Consider the following 16590-nt stretch of genomic DNA (forward strand, 5'->3'; position numbering starts at 1 on the left):
CTGACTCACCTAAGCGCTCGATCTACAAGCCCAACACCAACCGCCGCTCATACCCGATCCGCCCCTTATACGCCTCACCGGTATCCACCCAGCCCTGGCCGACATACAAATTTCGCGCCGCCACATTGTCCGCATCCACTGACAACATCAGTTGCCCGATATCCGGCCACGTCGCGCGCGCTATCTCTGGCAAGCCCTGCAAAAACACTTTGCCCAAGCCTTTACCCTGCACCCGATGATCAATCTGCAGCGCATGCAGCGTCGCTGAACCTTCCACCGCCCAGTGCGGCAAAAACTCCCCACGCTTGAGCAATAAAAAACCCACCGGCTTGTCGTCCACCAACAGCGCCACACCTTGAATATTCGGACTGGGGCGGACCAGCAACGTATTCAGCGCGCAGTAGATATCCCCGGAAAACGGCAGCTGCTGCGGCAAAATCTCCAGAGCATCCAGCTGTTGGCGCTGTGTTTCGTTGAGGGTTTCGTAGCTCACAACTTGCGTATTCATCACTGCTAAATCGCACCGTCTGACAAGAAAAGTAGGCGGTGCGCAGTATGGCTCAGTGTCTGACAGAAGTGCATGGAGAGGGCGGGCTAAATATCTGCTTCTCGACAACCGTGAGTGCATCGCAACCATCGCTCAGCAACATCAGCGCGGCATTGGCGATGCAACGCACATCGCACTCATCGGCACCGTCCAGTGTTTCCAGCAGATAGCGCGCCATGCGAATGCGCCGGTCAGCACTGGCAAACAGAAAATCCAGCGGCGCATGGCTGTCGATGTGCATCACCGGTGTGTCTGTGTTGTTGCTCTTGAGCGGAAGGAAGCGACTCATGCTGCACCTCCGGGAACGGATGGGGCAGGTGGGGCAGGGGGATTTGGAGTGATTTTGAACATTGGTTACAGCTTCCTGAGTTAGACGAAGCTGCCAAAAACTCACTTCCACGTGAGTGGGTGGCAGCTGTGCGCAGGTGTGGAAGACCGGTCCAGGAAACCCGGCGCACCCGAAGATGCCCCAACGCACAGCCGCCATAACGTTGCAATCGGGCACGTAAATGCCTGCGATGCTGCTATGAGCTTTGCGTTCCTGGTCCAGCCGGGCTTCCACACCCGATCGCTGATGTGCAGCGACGGCGCGACTATAAGCCCCGATCCCGAGCGCTGCAACCCACCCAACCCCCGGCACACAAGTGCTTGAGCCCTATCGAATTTTTATCCGGCATTACGGGTTGTAACTTCGCGCAAGACCGGTACAATGGCGCGGCTCGCCGACAGGTGAGTGTCGTTATGGTGACCCCATCGGTCCCCCCGCAACGATTACCCGTGAACCTGGTCAGATCCGGAAGGAAGCAGCCACAGCGGGAACATTGTGTGCCGGGGTGTGGCTGGTGGGGTTACCACCTATCTTTTAACTCGCCAGCTCTGGCGGGTATCTGTAAAAAATCCGGTTTTTGATCAGTGTTCAGGGTTTCCTGAATATCGTGCTGCGTCGTCTGCGAATCTGTTTAAACCTCAATCGCTTCACACATATATCTGCTTCGTCATCTTCTTCGGGAAATACTTGTCCACCAACGCATACAGCGCGGCCGCCGTTTCAGCGTCCACCACTCCGTCATATTTTTGCGGGCGGAAATGCAGCTGGAATGCCCGGATCAGATTCCTGTAACCGCTGTCTGTCCCCGCAGTATCTGAGTCATACCCATAACGGCCTAGTTTCGCGACCATGTCTGCTTTGGCGGGCAGGGCGCCGCTGAACTGCGTTTGATAATTTTGTTTGGTTGCTTCGTCGTACCACGCGCCAATACCGGCATCGTGAAGTTCTTTCCAGGGGAATGCAGCGCCAGGGTCGCTTTTACGGCCGATGGCGATATCACTGTGGCCGACCACGTTAACCGGTGTGATATCGGGATAGCGTTGAAGGATGTTTTTTGCCAGCTCTTTGACGGCATCTATCTGCGTGGGGTTATAGGGCGGGAAAGTGAAAGCACCTTTGTCTTCGGTGGCCACATAAACGATTTCTACTCCGATGGCTGTGTCGTTTAGGTTGTAACGCTTCGCCCATCCGCTGACGCCTGCATGCCATGCGCGTTCGCCTTCATCGACGAGGTTGAAGATGCGCATATCGGTGAAATCCGCGTCGGTGTAGGTTTTATCGCTTGGGTCCGGGACGAGATAATGCGCGCTGACCGAGGGTCCTGTGAGCGCAGCAACTGATTGTCGGAAGTTACAGGCCGTGTAGTGCATGACCAGAAAACGGGTGCGGTGATTGAAGCTTTTGGTGGCGCGGTAGCTGTTGTAATCGATAGCGTACATCGGTGAATCCTGCAGAGCGTGAATGAGAAATCACGCTAGCATCGAGCGGTTTTTGGATGGCTTTAGGTATGTACTACATGTCGGTTTTTTGGGTGTTTAAGATATCCGCACGCTCTCTGTAGGAGCTGCCGAAGGCTGCGAATCGGTAATTAATGACATACCGCTTTCGCAGCCTTCGGCAGCTCCTACAGTTGATTATCTTCGCCGTCAAACTCTATGCCACGATCCCTCAAGAGACGCACCCTCAATAAGGCGTCCCCTTCGCCCGCTGATCCCTCAACGCCCGCGCATACCACTCGAACTCGTCGAGAAACCGGTTCATCTGTTTCAGCGTGCGCGCTTCTGTAGGCTGTCCGTTATCCGCCAGGGCGTCGCCGATGCGGGGGATGGAAAACAGGCTGGGGATGCTCGGCATGCCCAGTTCTCCCACGATCATGCGCAGTTGCATCGCCGCCCGTACTCCGCCAAAACCTCCTGCTGAGTAACAAGTGATCGCCGAGGGACGCCAGAAGTATTCCTCCAGAAAGTGGTCGAGCAGGTTTTTCAGTGCCGGTGGGACGCCGTGATTGTATTCGGCGCTGACCAGCAGAAATCCATCGGCGCGGCGGTAAAGGGTAGCGAGTTGTTCCAGTTCTGCTGGTGCTTGTCCGGCTGGATATTCCTTGTACATCCGGTCCAGCAGAGGCAGGCGCGTCATCATGGGGTCGACCAGGACGGCTTCGTGGCCGCGCTGCTCAAGGGCGCTCAAAAGCAGGCGTGCGGCTTTGATGCCTTGACGGTCACTGCGTACGGAGCCTAGCAATACAGCGATGGTCAGAGGTTGGGTGTCGGTCATGGTCGGGGCTCCAAGGGTAGCGTTACGAAACGATCTTCGGAAAAAAGGTCATTTGAGTTTCGTTCAGCCTAGTCGCTGGAGCGGGGTAGCTAAAAAACAGGCCGTTTAGGCCACGATATTTTTATCGTTTCAGTCCACCGTCACGCAGCACCCGCCTCAAAACGTAGATCCTCCCGCAACGCCTCAACACAAAAATCCACGAATGAGCGCACCTTCGAGGAGCCTCGGCGGCCTTCGAGGTACACCACATGTACCGGCTCCGGTGCGATTTCAAATGCTTGCAACACGCATGCGAGCTTTCCGCCCTGCAGGTGTTCGCGTATCTGATAGTGCGGCACTTGGGTCAGCCCCCAATCCTGAACGGTTGCTCTGATCGCAGCCTGAAATGACGTCAGGCTGAGCCTTGAGCCCACGTCCACCGAGTAGTCGTGCCCATCTATTCGAAACTGCCATTGAGGGGGCCGTTCTGCTGCGGAGGTCGAGATGGTCGCGTGCTGCCGCAGGTCATCCGGATGCTGCGGGGTGCCATGTTCGGCCAGATAGGCAGGGGAAGCGCAGACCATGCGGCGTACGCTGCCGACGGGGATAGCTGTCAACGATGAGTCGGGCAGCGTGCCAATGCGTACGGCCACATCAACGCCTTCATCCAGCATGGACACGACCCGGTCAACCAGAATGGCGCGAATCTCTACGGTCGGATGTCGACTGAGAAACCGGGTCATCAGTGGAGTGACATGCAGCGCGCCGAACATCTGTGGCGCGGTCACCGTCAGTAGTCCACCCGGGACCGCATGCAGCCCGCCCGCTGCGTTTTCCGCCTCATTGAGGTCGGCAAGTAAACGGCGGCAATCAATGGCGAACCGTTGTCCCGCTTCGGTGAGCCGCATATTGCGCGTGTTGCGCACAACCAGCAGCACCCCCAGACGGCTTTCGAGGCTGGCCACGGCCCGTGTGACCGTGGCCGTGGACAGCCCGACATGGCGAGCCACCCCGGCAAAGCTGGTTTGCTCGGCCAAAGCAGCAAAAAGCGTCATCTCCTGAATCCGATCCATATACCGCTCACCGCGTGATGTGACTTGCCAGAGATCCTACCAGCATTGCAGAAACGGAAATGGTCAATTGAGTTGGCTGGTCATTCTCTACACCTTACTCAATGAATAGCATTGAGCTCACTTCATCCAGAGTGGGTTCTTGTCATGAACAATTCCGATCCAGCGTTTGGCATCAGCCGGCGCAAGGTTTTGCAGGCGTCTGCGGTAGGCGCCGCTTCTGCTATCGGTGCTTCTTTTGTGAGCGCTGCTTCATCCATCAAAGGTCCTGCGACCAAGGGAAACGATATGGCACTCGATGATGCTTTGCGCGTCACGTATCACACGCAGCAAGTGGGTGAGGTAGAGGTCTTCTACCGTGAAGCTGGCCCCAAGGACGCCCCGGTGCTTTTGCTGCTGCACGGCTTTCCGACAGCGAGCCACATGTTCCGTGATCTGATGCCGTTACTGGCTAGCCAGTACCGCTTGATCGCCCCGGATTTGCCCGGTTTCGGTAACACCAAAGCGCCGCAACGCGGGCAGTTCGCGTACACCTTCGAGAATCTCTACAAAGTGATCGAGGGCTTCACCGAGGCGTTGGGTTTGAAGAAGTACGCGCTGTACATATTCGACTACGGTGCGCCAACCGGCTTGCGTCTTGCCGCTGCAAACCCAGAGAAGGTGACGGCGATTATCAGCCAGAATGGCAACGCCTATCTGGAGGGCTTCAGCGATCAATGGGACCCGTGGCAAGCCTATTGGCGCGATCCGTCCGCCGCCAATCGCGAGGCCTGCCGCCCATCGTTATCACCGCAGACAATCCGTGACTGGCAATATGGCACGGGTGCCAACCCGCAAAAGCTTTCCCCGGACGGCTATAACCTCGACATCCTGTACATGGCACGGCCCGGCGCAGAAGAAATCCAGCTGGACCTGATTCTCGATTACCGCACTAACGTTGCGGCCTACCCTGCATTTCAGGCGTACCTGCGCAAACATCAGCCGCCACTACTGGCTGTTTGGGGCAAGCATGATCCGGCGTTCATCCCGCCGGGGGCTGAGGCGTACCGTAAAGACATCCCGAGTGCGGAAGTGCATCTGCTGGATGCCGGCCACTTCGCGCTGGAAACCCATGCGCCAGAAGTTGCTGAGTACATCGGCGAATTTCTCTCGCGCAAGCTGAAGGGGTAAGCGGCCTGGGTGCTATGCAGGCGTGCGGTCCACCGGACGTAGGTGTTCAAACGCACGCCTGTTTAATGCAGTATTGACGCTGCGCTGATTGCTGATATTTAAAGCGGATAGGCGCATGGAGTCAGCAGTGGGTTCTGAAGTTATTGAGGGAGGCTTGATCACCTGGAAGGCACTGCGCTTCAACTTGAATTCAAAAGGACTGGAGCCCGCAAATGATGCTTGCCACAACTGATCATCGTCCCGACGTTACTTTGACCCCTGTTCAACAAAGCGATCTGGACGACCTGGTCGCCATTCGGATTGAAGCCATGCGCGAAAGTCTGGAGCGGGTAGGGCGATTTGATCCGGTGCGTGCTCGGGAGCGTTTTGTCAGTGGCTTTGAGGCAGGTAATACGCGTTACATCGAAGTGTCCGGTGAGCGCGTTGGTTTCGTTGTGGTCAAGCAACAGGACGCTGAATTGCTGCTTGACCACTTGTACCTGAAGCGGGTCGCGCAAGGTTCAGGTGTAGGCGCTGCGGTGCTGTCGCTGATATTCCAAGAGGCGGATGCTGTTGCACTGCCGATTAAAGTCGGGGCACTCAAAGAGAGCGATTCGAATCGGTTTTATGTCCGTCATGGCTTTCAGTTTTTAGAAAGTGGCGAGTTCGATCATTACTATGTTCGCTTTAACCCTCCTGGCTGACCGATCAACACTTGGCTCCCAGTGCAGCGAGCAGCGACTCCAAAGATTCAGGCGAGGCGTCATAAGCGTTTTCAGACTGCAACGTATCCCATTGCATCGCGTCGCTCAGGCAATAATCGCCAATGCATTTCATGGCTTGGACTTGCGAATTCAGCAGACCCAAAGGAATCCACATATACGGCGAGCCGCGCAAGGCATTGGGGACTGTTGAACCGCAGTGTTTGCAGAAATCATTTCTGTAGCCGCTGGGTTTGAGCCATGTGCTGATTTCAGACTGTCCGGCCTCCCATTGGAAACTGGATTCAGGCACGATTGTCGCGCAGTTATGACCTGTGCCCGTTTGCTTTCGGCAGAGGGAGCAGTGGCATCGATAGAAAGAAAGCGGTTCTGTTCTCAGGGAAAAAACCACGGTTGCGCAAAGGCATTGTCCTGTCAGCATTTGTACATTCCCTTATTAACGAGCCTGATGATCATTCGATAAAAATTGCCGGGTGATTATTGCCACTGCCTCGGTCGCAGACGTTACCGCCGTGTCGATCGTAAACGGAGCTTCATCCCAGGCTTCATATTCATGGCTCAATACAGATTGCCAGGTAGGTGGAGTCAGCCCGCAAATGTCACTTTGCCTGGTTTCAACCCGGCGCTGATGTTCCTGTTTATCAGAGCAAACCACTTGAATGTTCACTAGCTGAATACCCGTCTGTGCGGCAACTTCACTCCAGACATTTCGGCTTTCCGTTACCGGGTTAACGCAATCAACAACCACCTTACTGCCAAGCTGAAGGTTGCTCAGCGCAAGAGCGTTCGCAACCCTGTATCCGCTGCGACCAACATCCTGTGCAAGCTCGCCGGAGTTGCGGATGGCTTGCTCGATCGTATCAATACGCAGGTACACCGCAGGTATTTGCCTGGCGAGTTCACGCGCAATAGTCGTTTTACCCGTTCCGGGAAGGCCGCTGAAGACAATGAGCATTGGGTGTCCTGGTGTGAGGTGACAATTCGCGCCAAGTATCAATCGAGCACGGGGCGCATAAAGCTGCGCTCATAGCTGACGATGAATTTCTTCTCCACTGCCAATGCCACTGCGTCAATGCATTCGGCATCGGTTTCCGCTTCTTTGCGATAGCGTTCGTAGTCCGAGAGACTTGGAAAGCTGAACAGGCAGTACGCGATGTTGTTGGCACCTTCGGCCGGAAGGAAGTAGCCATGGTGCAAGCCGCCCATGCGCGTCACCAGCCGGATCCATAAGCGCGAATAGTTTTCGAAAGCAGGGATTTGATACGGATCAATCAGGTACTTCACATGGCAGGTAATCACACGGGCTGTCCTTGTTCGTTAAAAAAGGGGAGGTTATCAATAATTGAGTCTTGATCTGAATCCGGCTTGAAAAATAACACTGCCAAAGTCGCTTGCTGTCGGTTTCCCTGCATCATCATGCCCCCTGATATCTGAGCATGCGCAGGGTTAACGCCGCTGGATTTGTTCAAGTGCTCCCACTCTGTGTATGCCGTTTTGGTGTTGCATCTGTATCTAACGTTTTTCGTTTTCGCGACTTACGCTTGCTCCGAATATTCTCAAGGAGCGACACGATGCCCGAACTGTCCACTGTAGTTGCCTATGGCCTGATCTCGCTCGGCATGGTGTTGACCCCCGGTCCGAACATGATCTACCTGATTTCGCGATCGATCTGTCAAGGACGGGTTGCCGGTTTGATTTCCCTGGGCGGCGTTGCGTTGGGTTTTGTCGTGTATATGGTCCTGGCGGCATTGGGCATTACTGCGTTGGTTATGGCCGTTCCTTATGCGTACGACGCCCTGCGAATCGGCGGCGCCTTGTATCTGCTGTACCTGGCTTGGCAAGCGGTCAAACCGGGTGGCCGTTCTGCATTCCAGGTCAAAGATTTGCCCATGGACGGCCCACGAAAGTTGTTCATGATGGGCTTCGTCACCAATCTTCTGAATCCCAAAGTGGCGGTCATGTATTTGTCGTTGCTGCCCCAGTTCATTGATCCGACTGATCACGGCAGTGTGCTGACGCAATCTTTAGTGCTGGGTTTTACGCAGATATTTATTAGCGTGAGCGTCAACGCAATGATTGCCATAACGGCGGGTTCAATCGCTGCGTTTTTCGTGGGCAGGCCTTTTTGGCAGGTGGTACAGCGCTGGTTGATGGGCACGGTACTGATGGGCCTTGCCGTGCGGATGTTAATTGATGGGCGGCGGTAAAGTAGCCGCGCAGCCTTCAAAGCTGAAACAGTTCTGTAGGATCTCTCCAAGGCTACGAGGCCAGCGATGACGGTTTATCTGACACACCGCTATCGCTGGCCTCGTACCCTCGGTGAGCTCCTACAGCTCCTGCCGCATTCTTACTTCACCGACTCAATCCGATAATCGCTGTAATAAAACCGGTTCTTGTCTGTACTGGCCTGGAAGAAATATCCGTAATCGTTCAGGTAGTAAACGTGGTTAACCCGCTTGTACTGATCTCCTTCTGTGCTGCAGGACAAAGCTTTGGCTGTACCGGAAAGGGCGGCGTTGAGTTCGCTGGCGTTAAGTTCGCGTTCGACTTTGCAGTGGGTGGTTTGAGGCTTGCCCCCGTATTTCCCGACCAGGCTGCTGACCTTTGTCTGGGTGGAGGTGTGGCTTACGGTTTCGCCGACCGGCAGGGTTTTCCAGTTGCCGCTGAAGCTGAGTTGGCTAGTGGAGCTGCTGTCACTTGCACCATTAACGGTGAAGTTCGTTTTTGACACCAGTGGGAGCAGACCGCGCCAGCTGACTTGTTGGTTGTCATAGCCTTCAGCGCGTGAGTTGATGCTCAATTGACCACTCGACTTATCGGTGCTGATAAAGCGCTCTTCACTGGCGGTGCCGCTTTTGCCCTCGAAGTTTGTGGTGCCTTGGGTGCGCACGTAGTTGAGCGTTTGCCGGGGTTGGCCAAGATCAAGTTGTTTGATCGCGTTCAGTACGGATGGCTGCACGGCTTCCAGCTTGATCACCAAAGGAGCCTTCTGGCGCGGCTTGAAGGTATCCAGCGCGGCGGTTTTTTCCGCGTTGCCACACGCCAGGGTGAACAACGCCTGATAGTCAGCATTGCTGCCTGCGATCTGCTCGGCGGTGGGGGATGAAGTCACCCGCCCATCGGTCACCCGGTTGTTTGCGTCCAGATCGTAACCCGCAAGCATTTTGTAGGTGCCCGCCGCACAGGACACTGCAAACTGCTCGCGCTTCTGCGCATAAGGGGCGTCATAGGGCATGTCAGTGAGTACGGTGGGGCTATCGAAGGCGGCCCAAAAGCGCACTTCGCCGTTGACTGTTTTCACGCTATTGCGGTCAAGCAGTGTCCAGTCTTCGCGGTCGTTGGTTTTCACCACGCGCCAATCGGGTTTGGGTGTCTGTGCGCAGGCCTGCGTGAACGTCGGGTTGGCCGCGAGCGAAGGGTATAGCGTCGGCGATAACTGTTTGGCTGCGCTGTAGTTGACGGACCCCGCCGGATACGCGCGTTGAGTGCCATGCACATAAAGAAAATAGAGCGTGGGCGACGAGCATGCTGCCTCGAACATACCGGTAACAGGCACCGTGTTAATGGACTGCGGCACGGCAACCTGAAAGGTCAACGCATCGCCTTCACGCATGATGCTGTTCTGTATCAGCGGCTGACCCATGGTGGCTTGCAGCCCACGTTCTGCGTTACGGGAGTTGGTGGCGCAACCTGCCAGGCTGACGACGCCACAGACAAGCATGACTTGAGGAATAAAACGCACGGCTATCTCTCAGATTCCATTCGGGGTGTTGCAGTGTCGATGGGGCAGCACAATTCTTCAAGTGATAAGCACTGGCAGTCTCAGTGTCCATGCACGGTCCACGCGACCAGCCGGGCAACCATCGGCCTTACAACCAGCACGCAGACGAAGGCTGCGGGCATTGCCACTCGATAGGCATTCATCACATTCCTCAGGTAATCTTCGTCGAATCCAAACTCCGCCAAGGTGATCACCAGGCACATCAGGAACGCCATGATAGTTGCCATATAGAGCGCAAAAACGTAAGGCGTTGCGCGTTTTGGAAAGCGAAGACGCAGGCTGGTTTGGCTCGTTCGAGCTGTCATCGGTTAACCTCTTGGATAGTCTGGCGGTAGCCGGAGCCGCTAACCTAACAAGCGGCGGAATATGCGGGTAGCCAAGCGGCGCTTGAATCACTCATAAGTAAAATCAACGAATAGGGCGTCGAAGATTCGATGGATATTCTGGGTTTGATTAATACCTTCATCCGCGTGGTGGAAGCGGGCAGCATCGCCGCGGCGGCACGTGCCCAAGGGATGAGCGCCGCCGCAGCGAGCCAGAGCATTACCCGGCTGGAAAAACATCTGGGCACGCGACTGCTGTCGCGCACCACGCGCAGGATGGCACTCACCGAAAGCGGTACGCGTTACTACGAAAAGGTGCGGCACATCCCGCGCGATATCGAACTCGCGTCGCAAGCCGCCGCCGTTGCCACCGAACCTCAAGGGCGGCTGTGTATTGCAACCACGGCGGCGTTTGGACGTCATGTACTGGCGCCGCTGATGCCCGCGTTCAAGGCCGCCTATCCGCGTATCAGTGTCGAGTTGATCAGTGCCGACCGGCGTGTCGATCATCGGCTGGAAGGTGTGGACGTCAGTATCCGAATCCAGGCTCAACTCAGTGATCAGCTGGTTGCCCGCCATATTGCTTCGCTGCCTTTTGTTTTCTGTGCAGCGCCTGCTTATCTTGATCGCGCCGGAGTGCCTGTCACGCCTGACGATTTGAAAGCACACGCCTGCCTGGTGTTTCGCTATCCCACCGACGGGCGTTTTCTGCCGTGGAATTTCATACTTGATGGCAAGCGTTTCGAGGCGAAGGTCAATCCGGGGTTTGTCTGTGATGACATCGACATGCTCACGCAGATCGCCCTGAATGGCGGCGGCATTGCGCGACTGGCCAGCTTCATTGCGCAGCCGCATATCGACAGCGGCCGACTGCTGCCGCTGTTCGAGTCAGACGGCTGCGGCGCTGCGGCGGCTGAGTCTGAACCGATGGATATTTATGCATGTGTCACAGAACGGTCGGCATTGAATGCGAAGGTACGTGCGTTCATTGAGTTTCTTGAGGGCGCGCTGCAAGGTGGTTCGACTGCGTATAAATGAAAGCTGGTGATCAGAACTCGTATTAAATGTGGCGTTCTACTCAATGCCCGCCAAGCGTGTTGCCGTGCGGCAAACGCTGGACCTGTAGGAGTGAGCTTGCTCGCGATCGGGTTTTTCTGTTGATAAGTTATCGACTGACGTAATGCTATCGCGAGCAAGCTCACTCCTACAGGCCACGCTTCAACCCGAAGACTATGCATCGTTCGACAGGAGGCCACACATTGGATCACCACGAGCTTCAGGCTTTTACCGAGCATGAAGTCGCAGAAATGCGACGCTTCAATAAAAAGCTCGGCTGGTTACCGCGTTTTCGAATCCGTAATCGCTTGATGCCTCGTGTAATTCAAACACTCTTGCGAGCGGGGCAAATCGGCGGCGCGAGCAAGCTGGCCAAGCATGGGCAGCAGGCTGAAAAAAGATCGGTGGGTGTCGACGGCGTATCGGTGCCCGTGCGGATCTTGAGGCCCAAAGGCCAGGCAAAAGGCGTGGTGTTTGATATCCATGGTGGTGGCTGGGTTATCGGCAACGCGCAAATGAACGACGACCTTAACCTCGCCCTGGTGAAGGCGTGCGATGTCGCGGTGGTTTCGGTGGACTACCGCCTTGCCGTATCAACGCCTGTTGAAGGCTTGATGGATGACTGTCTTTCTGCCGCGCGCTGGCTATTGAGTGGTGCCAATGAAGAATTTGCTGATTTACCCGTGATCATCATCGGTGAGTCGGCGGGCGGGCACTTGGCGGCGGCGACGCTGTTGCGGCTAAAAGCCTGGCCGGATTTGCTTCGACGGGTAAGCGGGGCAGTTTTGTATTACGGCGTATACGATCTGACGGGCACTGCGAGTGTTAGGGCCGCAGGCCCTGAAACGCTGGTGCTGGATGGCCCGGGAATGGTCGATGCATTGCGTCTGCTTACGCCTGATATCAGCGACGAGGAGCGCCGTCAGCCACCGCTATCGCCTCTGTACGGCGACCTCACGGACATGCCGCCGGCGCTGATGTTTGCCGGTGAACTGGATCCGCTTCTGGACGACACCGTGCAGATGGCTGATCGATGGGCGAAGTCGGCGGATGTTGAAGTTCACGTGACACCGATTTGTGCGCATGGGTTTATTCATTTTCCGACGGCGATGACGGGACGTGTTCTTGCGCGCAGCCATCAGTGGATCACGGACCGGATCGGCGCAGTGACCGGTAACTGAGTGCCTGTTCTCGTCTGGCTTGGCAGGCCCTTACGCTGAGAGGACTTGCTGTAAATGCGCCACGGCTTCATCAACGAAGGTGCTGACGGCGAGGGGGATTTGCTTGCGGCTGGGGAAGACGATGAACAGGTCGTTGTTTTGCTGGCCGTAGTCCGGTAGCACTTCTACCAGGCGGCCACTTTTCAAACTCTGGCGCAGGACCGACTCGGGCAAAAAGCAGATACCCAAGCCTGCGAGCGTTGCTTTCAACTGAGCTTGTGCGGTGCTCGCACAGAGTCTTCCCACGATATCGACTCGCGCTGGCCCGGTTGCGCTGGCCAGATTCCATGATGTCTGGCCGGAGGGGTGAGGGAAGCACACGCAGTCATGATGACCCAGTGCATGAATGTCATGCGGCACTCCCCGAGCCGCGAGGTAAGCGGGGCTTGCCGCAAGCAGGCGGCGACCTGTTTTGACCTTTCGGGCAACAAGGCTTGAGTCAGGCATAGCACCGGCCCTGAACGCCAGGTCGATGCCTTCAGCGATCAGGTCATTGCGTTGATCGCCCAGCAGGAAGTCCAGTTGGACCCTGGGGTATCGAGCCAGAAAATCCGCCACGAAATTCATGTCGAACAATTCGAAAAAATCTGCGGGTGCCGCGACTCTGACTCTACCGGCAGGCTCCTGGCTGCCGTTGAGCAGCTCGCTGCTGATCTCTATCAGTTGGGTGATCTGCGCGGCGCTTTGCTCATACAAGGATTTGCCCGCATCGGTCAGTGTCAATTTGCGGGTTGATCGATGAAGCAGCCTGGCCCCCAGGTTTTCCTCCAACTGCTTGATGCGACGGCTGAGTGTATTTGACGGTGCGCCGATACGCCGTGCTGCGCCAGCGATGCTCCCGGCATCGACTACCTGGATGAAAATTGCCACATCGTTCAGGTCGATCATTGTATTGAGCCAAAAATGGATGAGTCCAAATCGATTGTAGCGACTAATCAGCGGGATGCCGACTCCCTACCATGAGCGCACGCAAACAGTTGCTGTCTGTCCGGGCGGAGCAACGTTCACTCATATTCAAGGAGTCAATCACATGAATGCATCATCGGTCGTTAACGCAGTCACTCCTCGTCCGATCAGCCACCGCACCACGGGTACTGGCCATGGTCCGATCGTCCGGCTGATGAGCCCGTCGGACTATGGGCAACTGATCAAGCCGTTTGTTTTTCTGGATTTGGTTGAAGGTCCGAAGTCGTTCCTCGGCAGCATGCCAATGCATCCGCACTCCGGTATTGCCACGGTCACCGTGATCACTGAGGGCAATGTGCATTTTGATGATCCTGAGGCAGGCCGCGGAACGATTGCCTACGGCGGGGTTGAATGGATGCGTGCCGGTGGCGGCGTGTGGCACGGCAAAGAAATGTCGGCAGGCACTTCAGATCGGATTCAAGGCTTCCAGCTCTGGCTCGCGTTGGGGCCGGAACTTGAAAACGGTTCTGTTGATAGCCAGTACCTGGAAGCCGACGCAATGCCCACTTCGGGTCTGGCGCGGGTGATTGTTGGCCAGTACGAAGGCGTGCAGAGTCCGGTTCGCGCGCCTGAAGGCATCAACTATTTGCTGGTGACTATTCCTGCCGGTGAGTCCTGGACCTACACGCCGCCGCAGGGACATGAGTCGCTCTGGATGAGCCTCAGTCGCGGATCGGTCAGCTCGCCAGATCCAATCGTGGCGGGCGAGATGGTGATTTTCGAGCGCGGCCGCCAGGCCGTTACGCTTGAGGCCGGGCAAGCAGGCGCGACCTTTGTCCTCGGTTCGGCCGCGCCTCATCCTTATGACCTGAAACTCGGCTACTACTCGGTGCACACCAGCGAAGAAGCGCTGCGTGCCGGTGAAGCGAAGATCGCTGAAATCGGGAACCGACTGCGTCAGCAGGCGCAATCTCAAGAGAGTTCGACTTCGGTTCCGGTTTTTAAATAGGGTCAGGGATTGATGCAAGCTGATGCTTTAAACCTGCGCGTAACCGGCCGATGGTCGACCGGTTACGCGCAACGTTGATCGCCTGCGGTCAATCCGCGATGGCGTTCAGCTCTGCCATGATTTCATCCGACAGAACCAATTCGCTCACTGCAAGATTCTCTCTTAAGTGGGTGACCGAGGATGTGCCGGGGATCAGCAGAATGTTAGGTGAGCGGCGTAACAGCCATGCCAGTGCCAACTGCTTTGGCGTCACGTCGAGTCGCTGTGCCACCGTCGACAGTGCCGACGATTGAATCGGTGTGAATCCACCCAGTGGGAAAAACGGCACGTAGGCAATCCCGTCACGGGCCAGTTCGTCGATCATGGCGTTATCGTGTTGCTGGGCGATGTTGTAAAGGTTCTGCACGCAGACGAATTTGGTCAGCTTCCGCGCTTCGGCGACTTGCGTGGGCGTGACATTGCTGATGCCGATATGGCGAACGAGTCCTTGCTGCTGTAATTCTGCAACGGCGCTCAATTGTTCTTCGATCGAACCTTCGGCTGGTCCCATTGCGCTGAACATGATGCGCACATTCACCACATCCAGCACGTCCAGGCCCAGATTGCGCAGGTTGTCGTGTACAGCCTGGGTCAGATCTTTTTTCGACGTGGCTGGAATCCAGGAGCCGTCTTCGCCGCGAACGGCGCCCACCTTGGTAACTATCGTGAGGTCATCTCGGTAGGGATGCAGTGCTTCGCGAATAATCTGGTTGGTCACATGCGGCCCGTAAAAGTCGCTGGTGTCGATGTGATCCACGCCAGATTCGACAGCCTCACGCAGGACTGCCACCGCGGCTTGACGATCCTTGGGCGGACCAAACACACCGGGGCCTGCCAACTGCATTGCGCCGTAACCGATTCGCTTCACCAGGCGGTCGCCGAGATTGAACGTGCCGCTTTTGTTGCCTCTTTTGTTTAAAGCATCCGTCATATCTATCGCTCTTGCTTTGCGTGAGGAAAAACTATGATATGAAGGAACCTTCAGGTTTTGAATTCGCATTCCATGAGCACAGTCAAAGCATCGTTAAAGCCAAGAAAATCAGCGGTTCAGGCCCGATCCGTTGCGACGGTTGAGGCGCTTCACACGGCTACCCTTCAGGTTTTGACCCAATACGGGCTAAGTCGCTGCACCACCACGCGGGTTGCCGAGCGCGCCGGAATGTCGGTTGGCAGCGTCTATCAGTACTACCCGAATCGCGACGCGCTGCTGGCTGCGGTGCTCGAAAAGCATCTGCAGGAAGTTGTCGAGGTTGTTGAGAGTGCGTGCGGTAAATGTCACGGCAAGACTGTGGCCGAAATGGCGTCGGGGTTTGTCGTGGCTTTTCTGGCCGTCAAACTGCGTGATCCGCCGATGTCCAAGGCGCTCTACGCGATAGCGGCAGAGCGGGGCGGTGCTGAACTGGTCACGCGTATGAGCGTGCGGATGGTAGCCGCCATAGTGAGCATGCTGAAGACTGCGTCCGATGCACGTTTCGACAATCCGGCACTGGTCGCGGCAGTCTCGCTTACCGCCGTTGTCGGGCCTGTGCGAGCGCTACTCGAAGGGCGTGGCAATACAGACTTCGAAGCAGGCCTCGAACAGCAGCTGACGTTATTGCTGACCGCGTATCTTCAGGTTGATCAGAGCGTTACTAGCCGCCCATGAAGCCATTCAGAATCCGTGAGTTGAACGCCGACGATACCGAAGCACTGCTGGCCTTTGAAGTGCGTAACCGTGAGTGGTTTGAATCTCACATTGATGCCCGAGAGCCTGACTTCTATTCGTTGCAAGGTGTCACGGAGCATATCGACTGCTATCTCGCTGACTTCGCCATTGGCGTCTGGCATCCATTTGTCATCGAGGATTGCAGCGGGCGAATCGTCGGACGCGCAAATCTGAAAGGCATCAGTTCGTCAGGCCAGACTGCGGAGGTTGGTTATCGAATTGATCAGGAGGCGTGCGGGCGGGGGCTGGCGACACTGGCGTTGAAGCACCTGATTGAGCAGGCAAGGGCGCGTTGGAGGCTTACGCGACTGGTCGCTTATGTCTTCGAGGAAAACCTTGGCTCCAGGAAAGTGCTTGAACGGTGCGGGTTCCGGCTGGAACCGCAGATGGGTGACGATACTGCTGAGTGCCGGTTTGTTCTTTTGGTTTAGCCGGATCTTACTATGGCAAACCTGGGACCTGTAGGAGCTCACGGAGATTAT

Annotated in this window: 20 protein-coding genes and 1 other RNA gene; 9 read left to right on the forward strand and 12 right to left on the reverse strand. The window is 56.2% G+C overall.

Going from position 1 to position 16590, the window contains the following annotated elements; all coding sequences use genetic code 11:
• Positions 1-22 precede the first annotated feature (22 nt).
• Positions 23-508: a GNAT family N-acetyltransferase gene (locus ABRP31_RS08545; RefSeq protein ID WP_349970556.1), complete on the reverse strand. Its 486-nt coding sequence runs from the start codon at positions 506-508 to the stop codon at positions 23-25.
• Positions 509-560: 52 nt separating this feature from the next.
• On the reverse strand, positions 561-836 hold the full coding sequence (locus ABRP31_RS08550; RefSeq protein ID WP_087267156.1) for a hypothetical protein: 276 nt from the start codon (positions 834-836) through the stop codon (positions 561-563).
• A gap of 462 nt (positions 837-1298) precedes the next feature.
• Here ABRP31_RS08550 and ffs point away from each other — a divergent pair.
• An RNA gene (gene ffs, locus ABRP31_RS08555) (signal recognition particle sRNA small type) lies at positions 1299-1395 on the forward strand.
• Positions 1396-1522: 127 nt separating this feature from the next.
• On the opposite strand, the gene ABRP31_RS08560 is transcribed toward ffs, so the two are convergent.
• The 3 genes from ABRP31_RS08560 to ABRP31_RS08570 form a co-directional block, all read right to left on the reverse strand.
• Positions 1523-2314 (reverse strand): N-acetylmuramoyl-L-alanine amidase, encoded by a 792-nt coding sequence (locus ABRP31_RS08560; RefSeq protein WP_349970557.1) that lies wholly within the window; start codon positions 2312-2314, stop codon positions 1523-1525.
• 244 nt (positions 2315-2558) lie between these two features.
• The gene (locus ABRP31_RS08565) at positions 2559-3149 is read right to left on the reverse strand and encodes an NAD(P)H-dependent oxidoreductase (protein ID WP_349970558.1); all 591 of its coding nucleotides are present in this window, start codon (positions 3147-3149) and stop codon (positions 2559-2561) included.
• A 140-nt stretch (positions 3150-3289) separates the two neighbouring features.
• Positions 3290-4201, reverse strand: coding sequence for a LysR family transcriptional regulator (locus ABRP31_RS08570; protein ID WP_349970559.1), 912 nt, complete (start codon positions 4199-4201; stop codon positions 3290-3292).
• 285 nt (positions 4202-4486) lie between these two features.
• Between ABRP31_RS08570 and ABRP31_RS08575 the strand changes: the two genes are divergently transcribed.
• Complete coding sequence (locus ABRP31_RS08575; protein ID WP_349970664.1) at positions 4487-5368, forward strand: alpha/beta hydrolase; 882 nt, start codon at positions 4487-4489, stop codon at positions 5366-5368.
• A gap of 212 nt (positions 5369-5580) precedes the next feature.
• Complete coding sequence (locus ABRP31_RS08580; protein ID WP_372489346.1) at positions 5581-6051, forward strand: GNAT family N-acetyltransferase; 471 nt, start codon at positions 5581-5583, stop codon at positions 6049-6051.
• 4 nt (positions 6052-6055) lie between these two features.
• On the opposite strand, the gene ABRP31_RS08585 is transcribed toward ABRP31_RS08580, so the two are convergent.
• From ABRP31_RS08585 to ABRP31_RS08595, 3 genes are read right to left on the reverse strand one after another with little or no spacing between them, the layout of a single operon-like run.
• Positions 6056-6490 carry a GFA family protein gene (locus ABRP31_RS08585; RefSeq protein WP_349970560.1) on the reverse strand — a complete coding sequence of 145 codons (435 nt, stop codon included), beginning with the start codon at positions 6488-6490 and terminating at the stop codon, positions 6056-6058.
• 15 nt (positions 6491-6505) lie between these two features.
• Complete coding sequence (locus ABRP31_RS08590; protein ID WP_349970561.1) at positions 6506-7024, reverse strand: AAA family ATPase; 519 nt, start codon at positions 7022-7024, stop codon at positions 6506-6508.
• Between the two features lie 38 nt (positions 7025-7062).
• On the reverse strand, positions 7063-7368 hold the full coding sequence (locus tag ABRP31_RS08595; RefSeq protein ID WP_349970562.1) for an NIPSNAP family protein: 306 nt from the start codon (positions 7366-7368) through the stop codon (positions 7063-7065).
• Positions 7369-7640: 272 nt separating this feature from the next.
• Here ABRP31_RS08595 and ABRP31_RS08600 point away from each other — a divergent pair, with 272 nt between their 5' ends.
• Entirely contained in the window at positions 7641-8276 is a 636-nt protein-coding gene (locus ABRP31_RS08600; protein WP_349970563.1) for a LysE family translocator, read from the forward strand.
• Between the two features lie 140 nt (positions 8277-8416).
• On the opposite strand, the gene ABRP31_RS08605 is transcribed toward ABRP31_RS08600, so the two are convergent.
• Both ABRP31_RS08605 and ABRP31_RS08610 read right to left on the reverse strand, forming a co-directional pair.
• Positions 8417-9811 carry a hypothetical protein gene (locus ABRP31_RS08605; RefSeq protein WP_349970564.1) on the reverse strand — a complete coding sequence of 465 codons (1395 nt, stop codon included), beginning with the start codon at positions 9809-9811 and terminating at the stop codon, positions 8417-8419.
• A gap of 80 nt (positions 9812-9891) precedes the next feature.
• On the reverse strand, positions 9892-10155 hold the full coding sequence (locus ABRP31_RS08610; RefSeq protein ID WP_087267209.1) for a DUF2798 domain-containing protein: 264 nt from the start codon (positions 10153-10155) through the stop codon (positions 9892-9894).
• 129 nt (positions 10156-10284) lie between these two features.
• Between ABRP31_RS08610 and ABRP31_RS08615 the strand changes: the two genes are divergently transcribed.
• Both ABRP31_RS08615 and ABRP31_RS08620 read left to right on the forward strand, forming a co-directional pair.
• A complete protein-coding gene (locus tag ABRP31_RS08615) occupies positions 10285-11211 on the forward strand; it encodes a LysR family transcriptional regulator (protein WP_349970565.1) in 927 nt (308 codons plus the stop codon).
• Between the two features lie 269 nt (positions 11212-11480).
• Entirely contained in the window at positions 11481-12410 is a 930-nt protein-coding gene (locus ABRP31_RS08620; RefSeq protein WP_349970666.1) for an alpha/beta hydrolase, read from the forward strand.
• Between the two features lie 30 nt (positions 12411-12440).
• Here the strand turns inward: ABRP31_RS08620 and ABRP31_RS08625 are convergent, their stop codons facing one another.
• Positions 12441-13337 (reverse strand): LysR family transcriptional regulator, encoded by an 897-nt coding sequence (locus tag ABRP31_RS08625; RefSeq protein WP_349970566.1) that lies wholly within the window; start codon positions 13335-13337, stop codon positions 12441-12443.
• Between the two features lie 142 nt (positions 13338-13479).
• Here ABRP31_RS08625 and ABRP31_RS08630 point away from each other — a divergent pair, with 142 nt between their 5' ends.
• Positions 13480-14364: a pirin family protein gene (locus tag ABRP31_RS08630; protein ID WP_349970567.1), complete on the forward strand. Its 885-nt coding sequence runs from the start codon at positions 13480-13482 to the stop codon at positions 14362-14364.
• Positions 14365-14452: 88 nt separating this feature from the next.
• Here the strand turns inward: ABRP31_RS08630 and ABRP31_RS08635 are convergent, their stop codons facing one another.
• Positions 14453-15334 carry an aldo/keto reductase family oxidoreductase gene (locus ABRP31_RS08635; protein ID WP_349970667.1) on the reverse strand — a complete coding sequence of 294 codons (882 nt, stop codon included), beginning with the start codon at positions 15332-15334 and terminating at the stop codon, positions 14453-14455.
• A 72-nt stretch (positions 15335-15406) separates the two neighbouring features.
• Between ABRP31_RS08635 and ABRP31_RS08640 the strand changes: the two genes are divergently transcribed.
• Complete coding sequence (locus ABRP31_RS08640; protein WP_349970568.1) at positions 15407-16048, forward strand: TetR/AcrR family transcriptional regulator; 642 nt, start codon at positions 15407-15409, stop codon at positions 16046-16048.
• Positions 16045-16539: a GNAT family N-acetyltransferase gene (locus tag ABRP31_RS08645; RefSeq protein WP_349970569.1), complete on the forward strand. Its 495-nt coding sequence runs from the start codon at positions 16045-16047 to the stop codon at positions 16537-16539. Before ABRP31_RS08640 ends, ABRP31_RS08645 begins: the two co-directional genes overlap by 4 nt.
• The last annotated feature ends 51 nt before the right edge of the window (positions 16540-16590 follow it).

The organism is Pseudomonas caspiana, assembly GCF_040224095.2.
Classification (GTDB): Bacteria; Pseudomonadota; Gammaproteobacteria; order Pseudomonadales; family Pseudomonadaceae; genus Aquipseudomonas; species Aquipseudomonas caspiana.

Excerpts from the sequence above, each read along its gene's own strand:
- ABRP31_RS08545 (WP_349970556.1), bottom strand. The coding sequence starts at position 508 with ATGAATACGCAAGTTGTGAGCTACGAAACCCTCAACGAAACACAGCGC.
- ABRP31_RS08550 (WP_087267156.1), bottom strand. The coding sequence starts at position 836 with ATGAGTCGCTTCCTTCCGCTCAAGAGCAACAACACAGACACACCGGTG.
- ABRP31_RS08560 (WP_349970557.1), bottom strand. The coding sequence starts at position 2,314 with ATGTACGCTATCGATTACAACAGCTACCGCGCCACCAAAAGCTTCAAT.
- ABRP31_RS08565 (WP_349970558.1), bottom strand. The coding sequence starts at position 3,149 with ATGACCGACACCCAACCTCTGACCATCGCTGTATTGCTAGGCTCCGTA.
- ABRP31_RS08570 (WP_349970559.1), bottom strand. The coding sequence starts at position 4,201 with ATGGATCGGATTCAGGAGATGACGCTTTTTGCTGCTTTGGCCGAGCAA.
- ABRP31_RS08575 (WP_349970664.1), top strand. The coding sequence starts at position 4,487 with ATGGCACTCGATGATGCTTTGCGCGTCACGTATCACACGCAGCAAGTG.
- ABRP31_RS08580 (WP_372489346.1), top strand. The coding sequence starts at position 5,581 with ATGATGCTTGCCACAACTGATCATCGTCCCGACGTTACTTTGACCCCT.
- ABRP31_RS08585 (WP_349970560.1), bottom strand. The coding sequence starts at position 6,490 with ATGCTGACAGGACAATGCCTTTGCGCAACCGTGGTTTTTTCCCTGAGA.
- ABRP31_RS08590 (WP_349970561.1), bottom strand. The coding sequence starts at position 7,024 with ATGCTCATTGTCTTCAGCGGCCTTCCCGGAACGGGTAAAACGACTATT.
- ABRP31_RS08600 (WP_349970563.1), top strand. The coding sequence starts at position 7,641 with ATGCCCGAACTGTCCACTGTAGTTGCCTATGGCCTGATCTCGCTCGGC.
- ABRP31_RS08610 (WP_087267209.1), bottom strand. The coding sequence starts at position 10,155 with ATGACAGCTCGAACGAGCCAAACCAGCCTGCGTCTTCGCTTTCCAAAA.
- ABRP31_RS08615 (WP_349970565.1), top strand. The coding sequence starts at position 10,285 with ATGGATATTCTGGGTTTGATTAATACCTTCATCCGCGTGGTGGAAGCG.
- ABRP31_RS08620 (WP_349970666.1), top strand. The coding sequence starts at position 11,481 with ATGCGACGCTTCAATAAAAAGCTCGGCTGGTTACCGCGTTTTCGAATC.
- ABRP31_RS08625 (WP_349970566.1), bottom strand. The coding sequence starts at position 13,337 with ATGATCGACCTGAACGATGTGGCAATTTTCATCCAGGTAGTCGATGCC.
- ABRP31_RS08630 (WP_349970567.1), top strand. The coding sequence starts at position 13,480 with ATGAATGCATCATCGGTCGTTAACGCAGTCACTCCTCGTCCGATCAGC.
- ABRP31_RS08635 (WP_349970667.1), bottom strand. The coding sequence starts at position 15,334 with ATGACGGATGCTTTAAACAAAAGAGGCAACAAAAGCGGCACGTTCAAT.
- ABRP31_RS08640 (WP_349970568.1), top strand. The coding sequence starts at position 15,407 with ATGAGCACAGTCAAAGCATCGTTAAAGCCAAGAAAATCAGCGGTTCAG.
- ABRP31_RS08645 (WP_349970569.1), top strand. The coding sequence starts at position 16,045 with ATGAAGCCATTCAGAATCCGTGAGTTGAACGCCGACGATACCGAAGCA.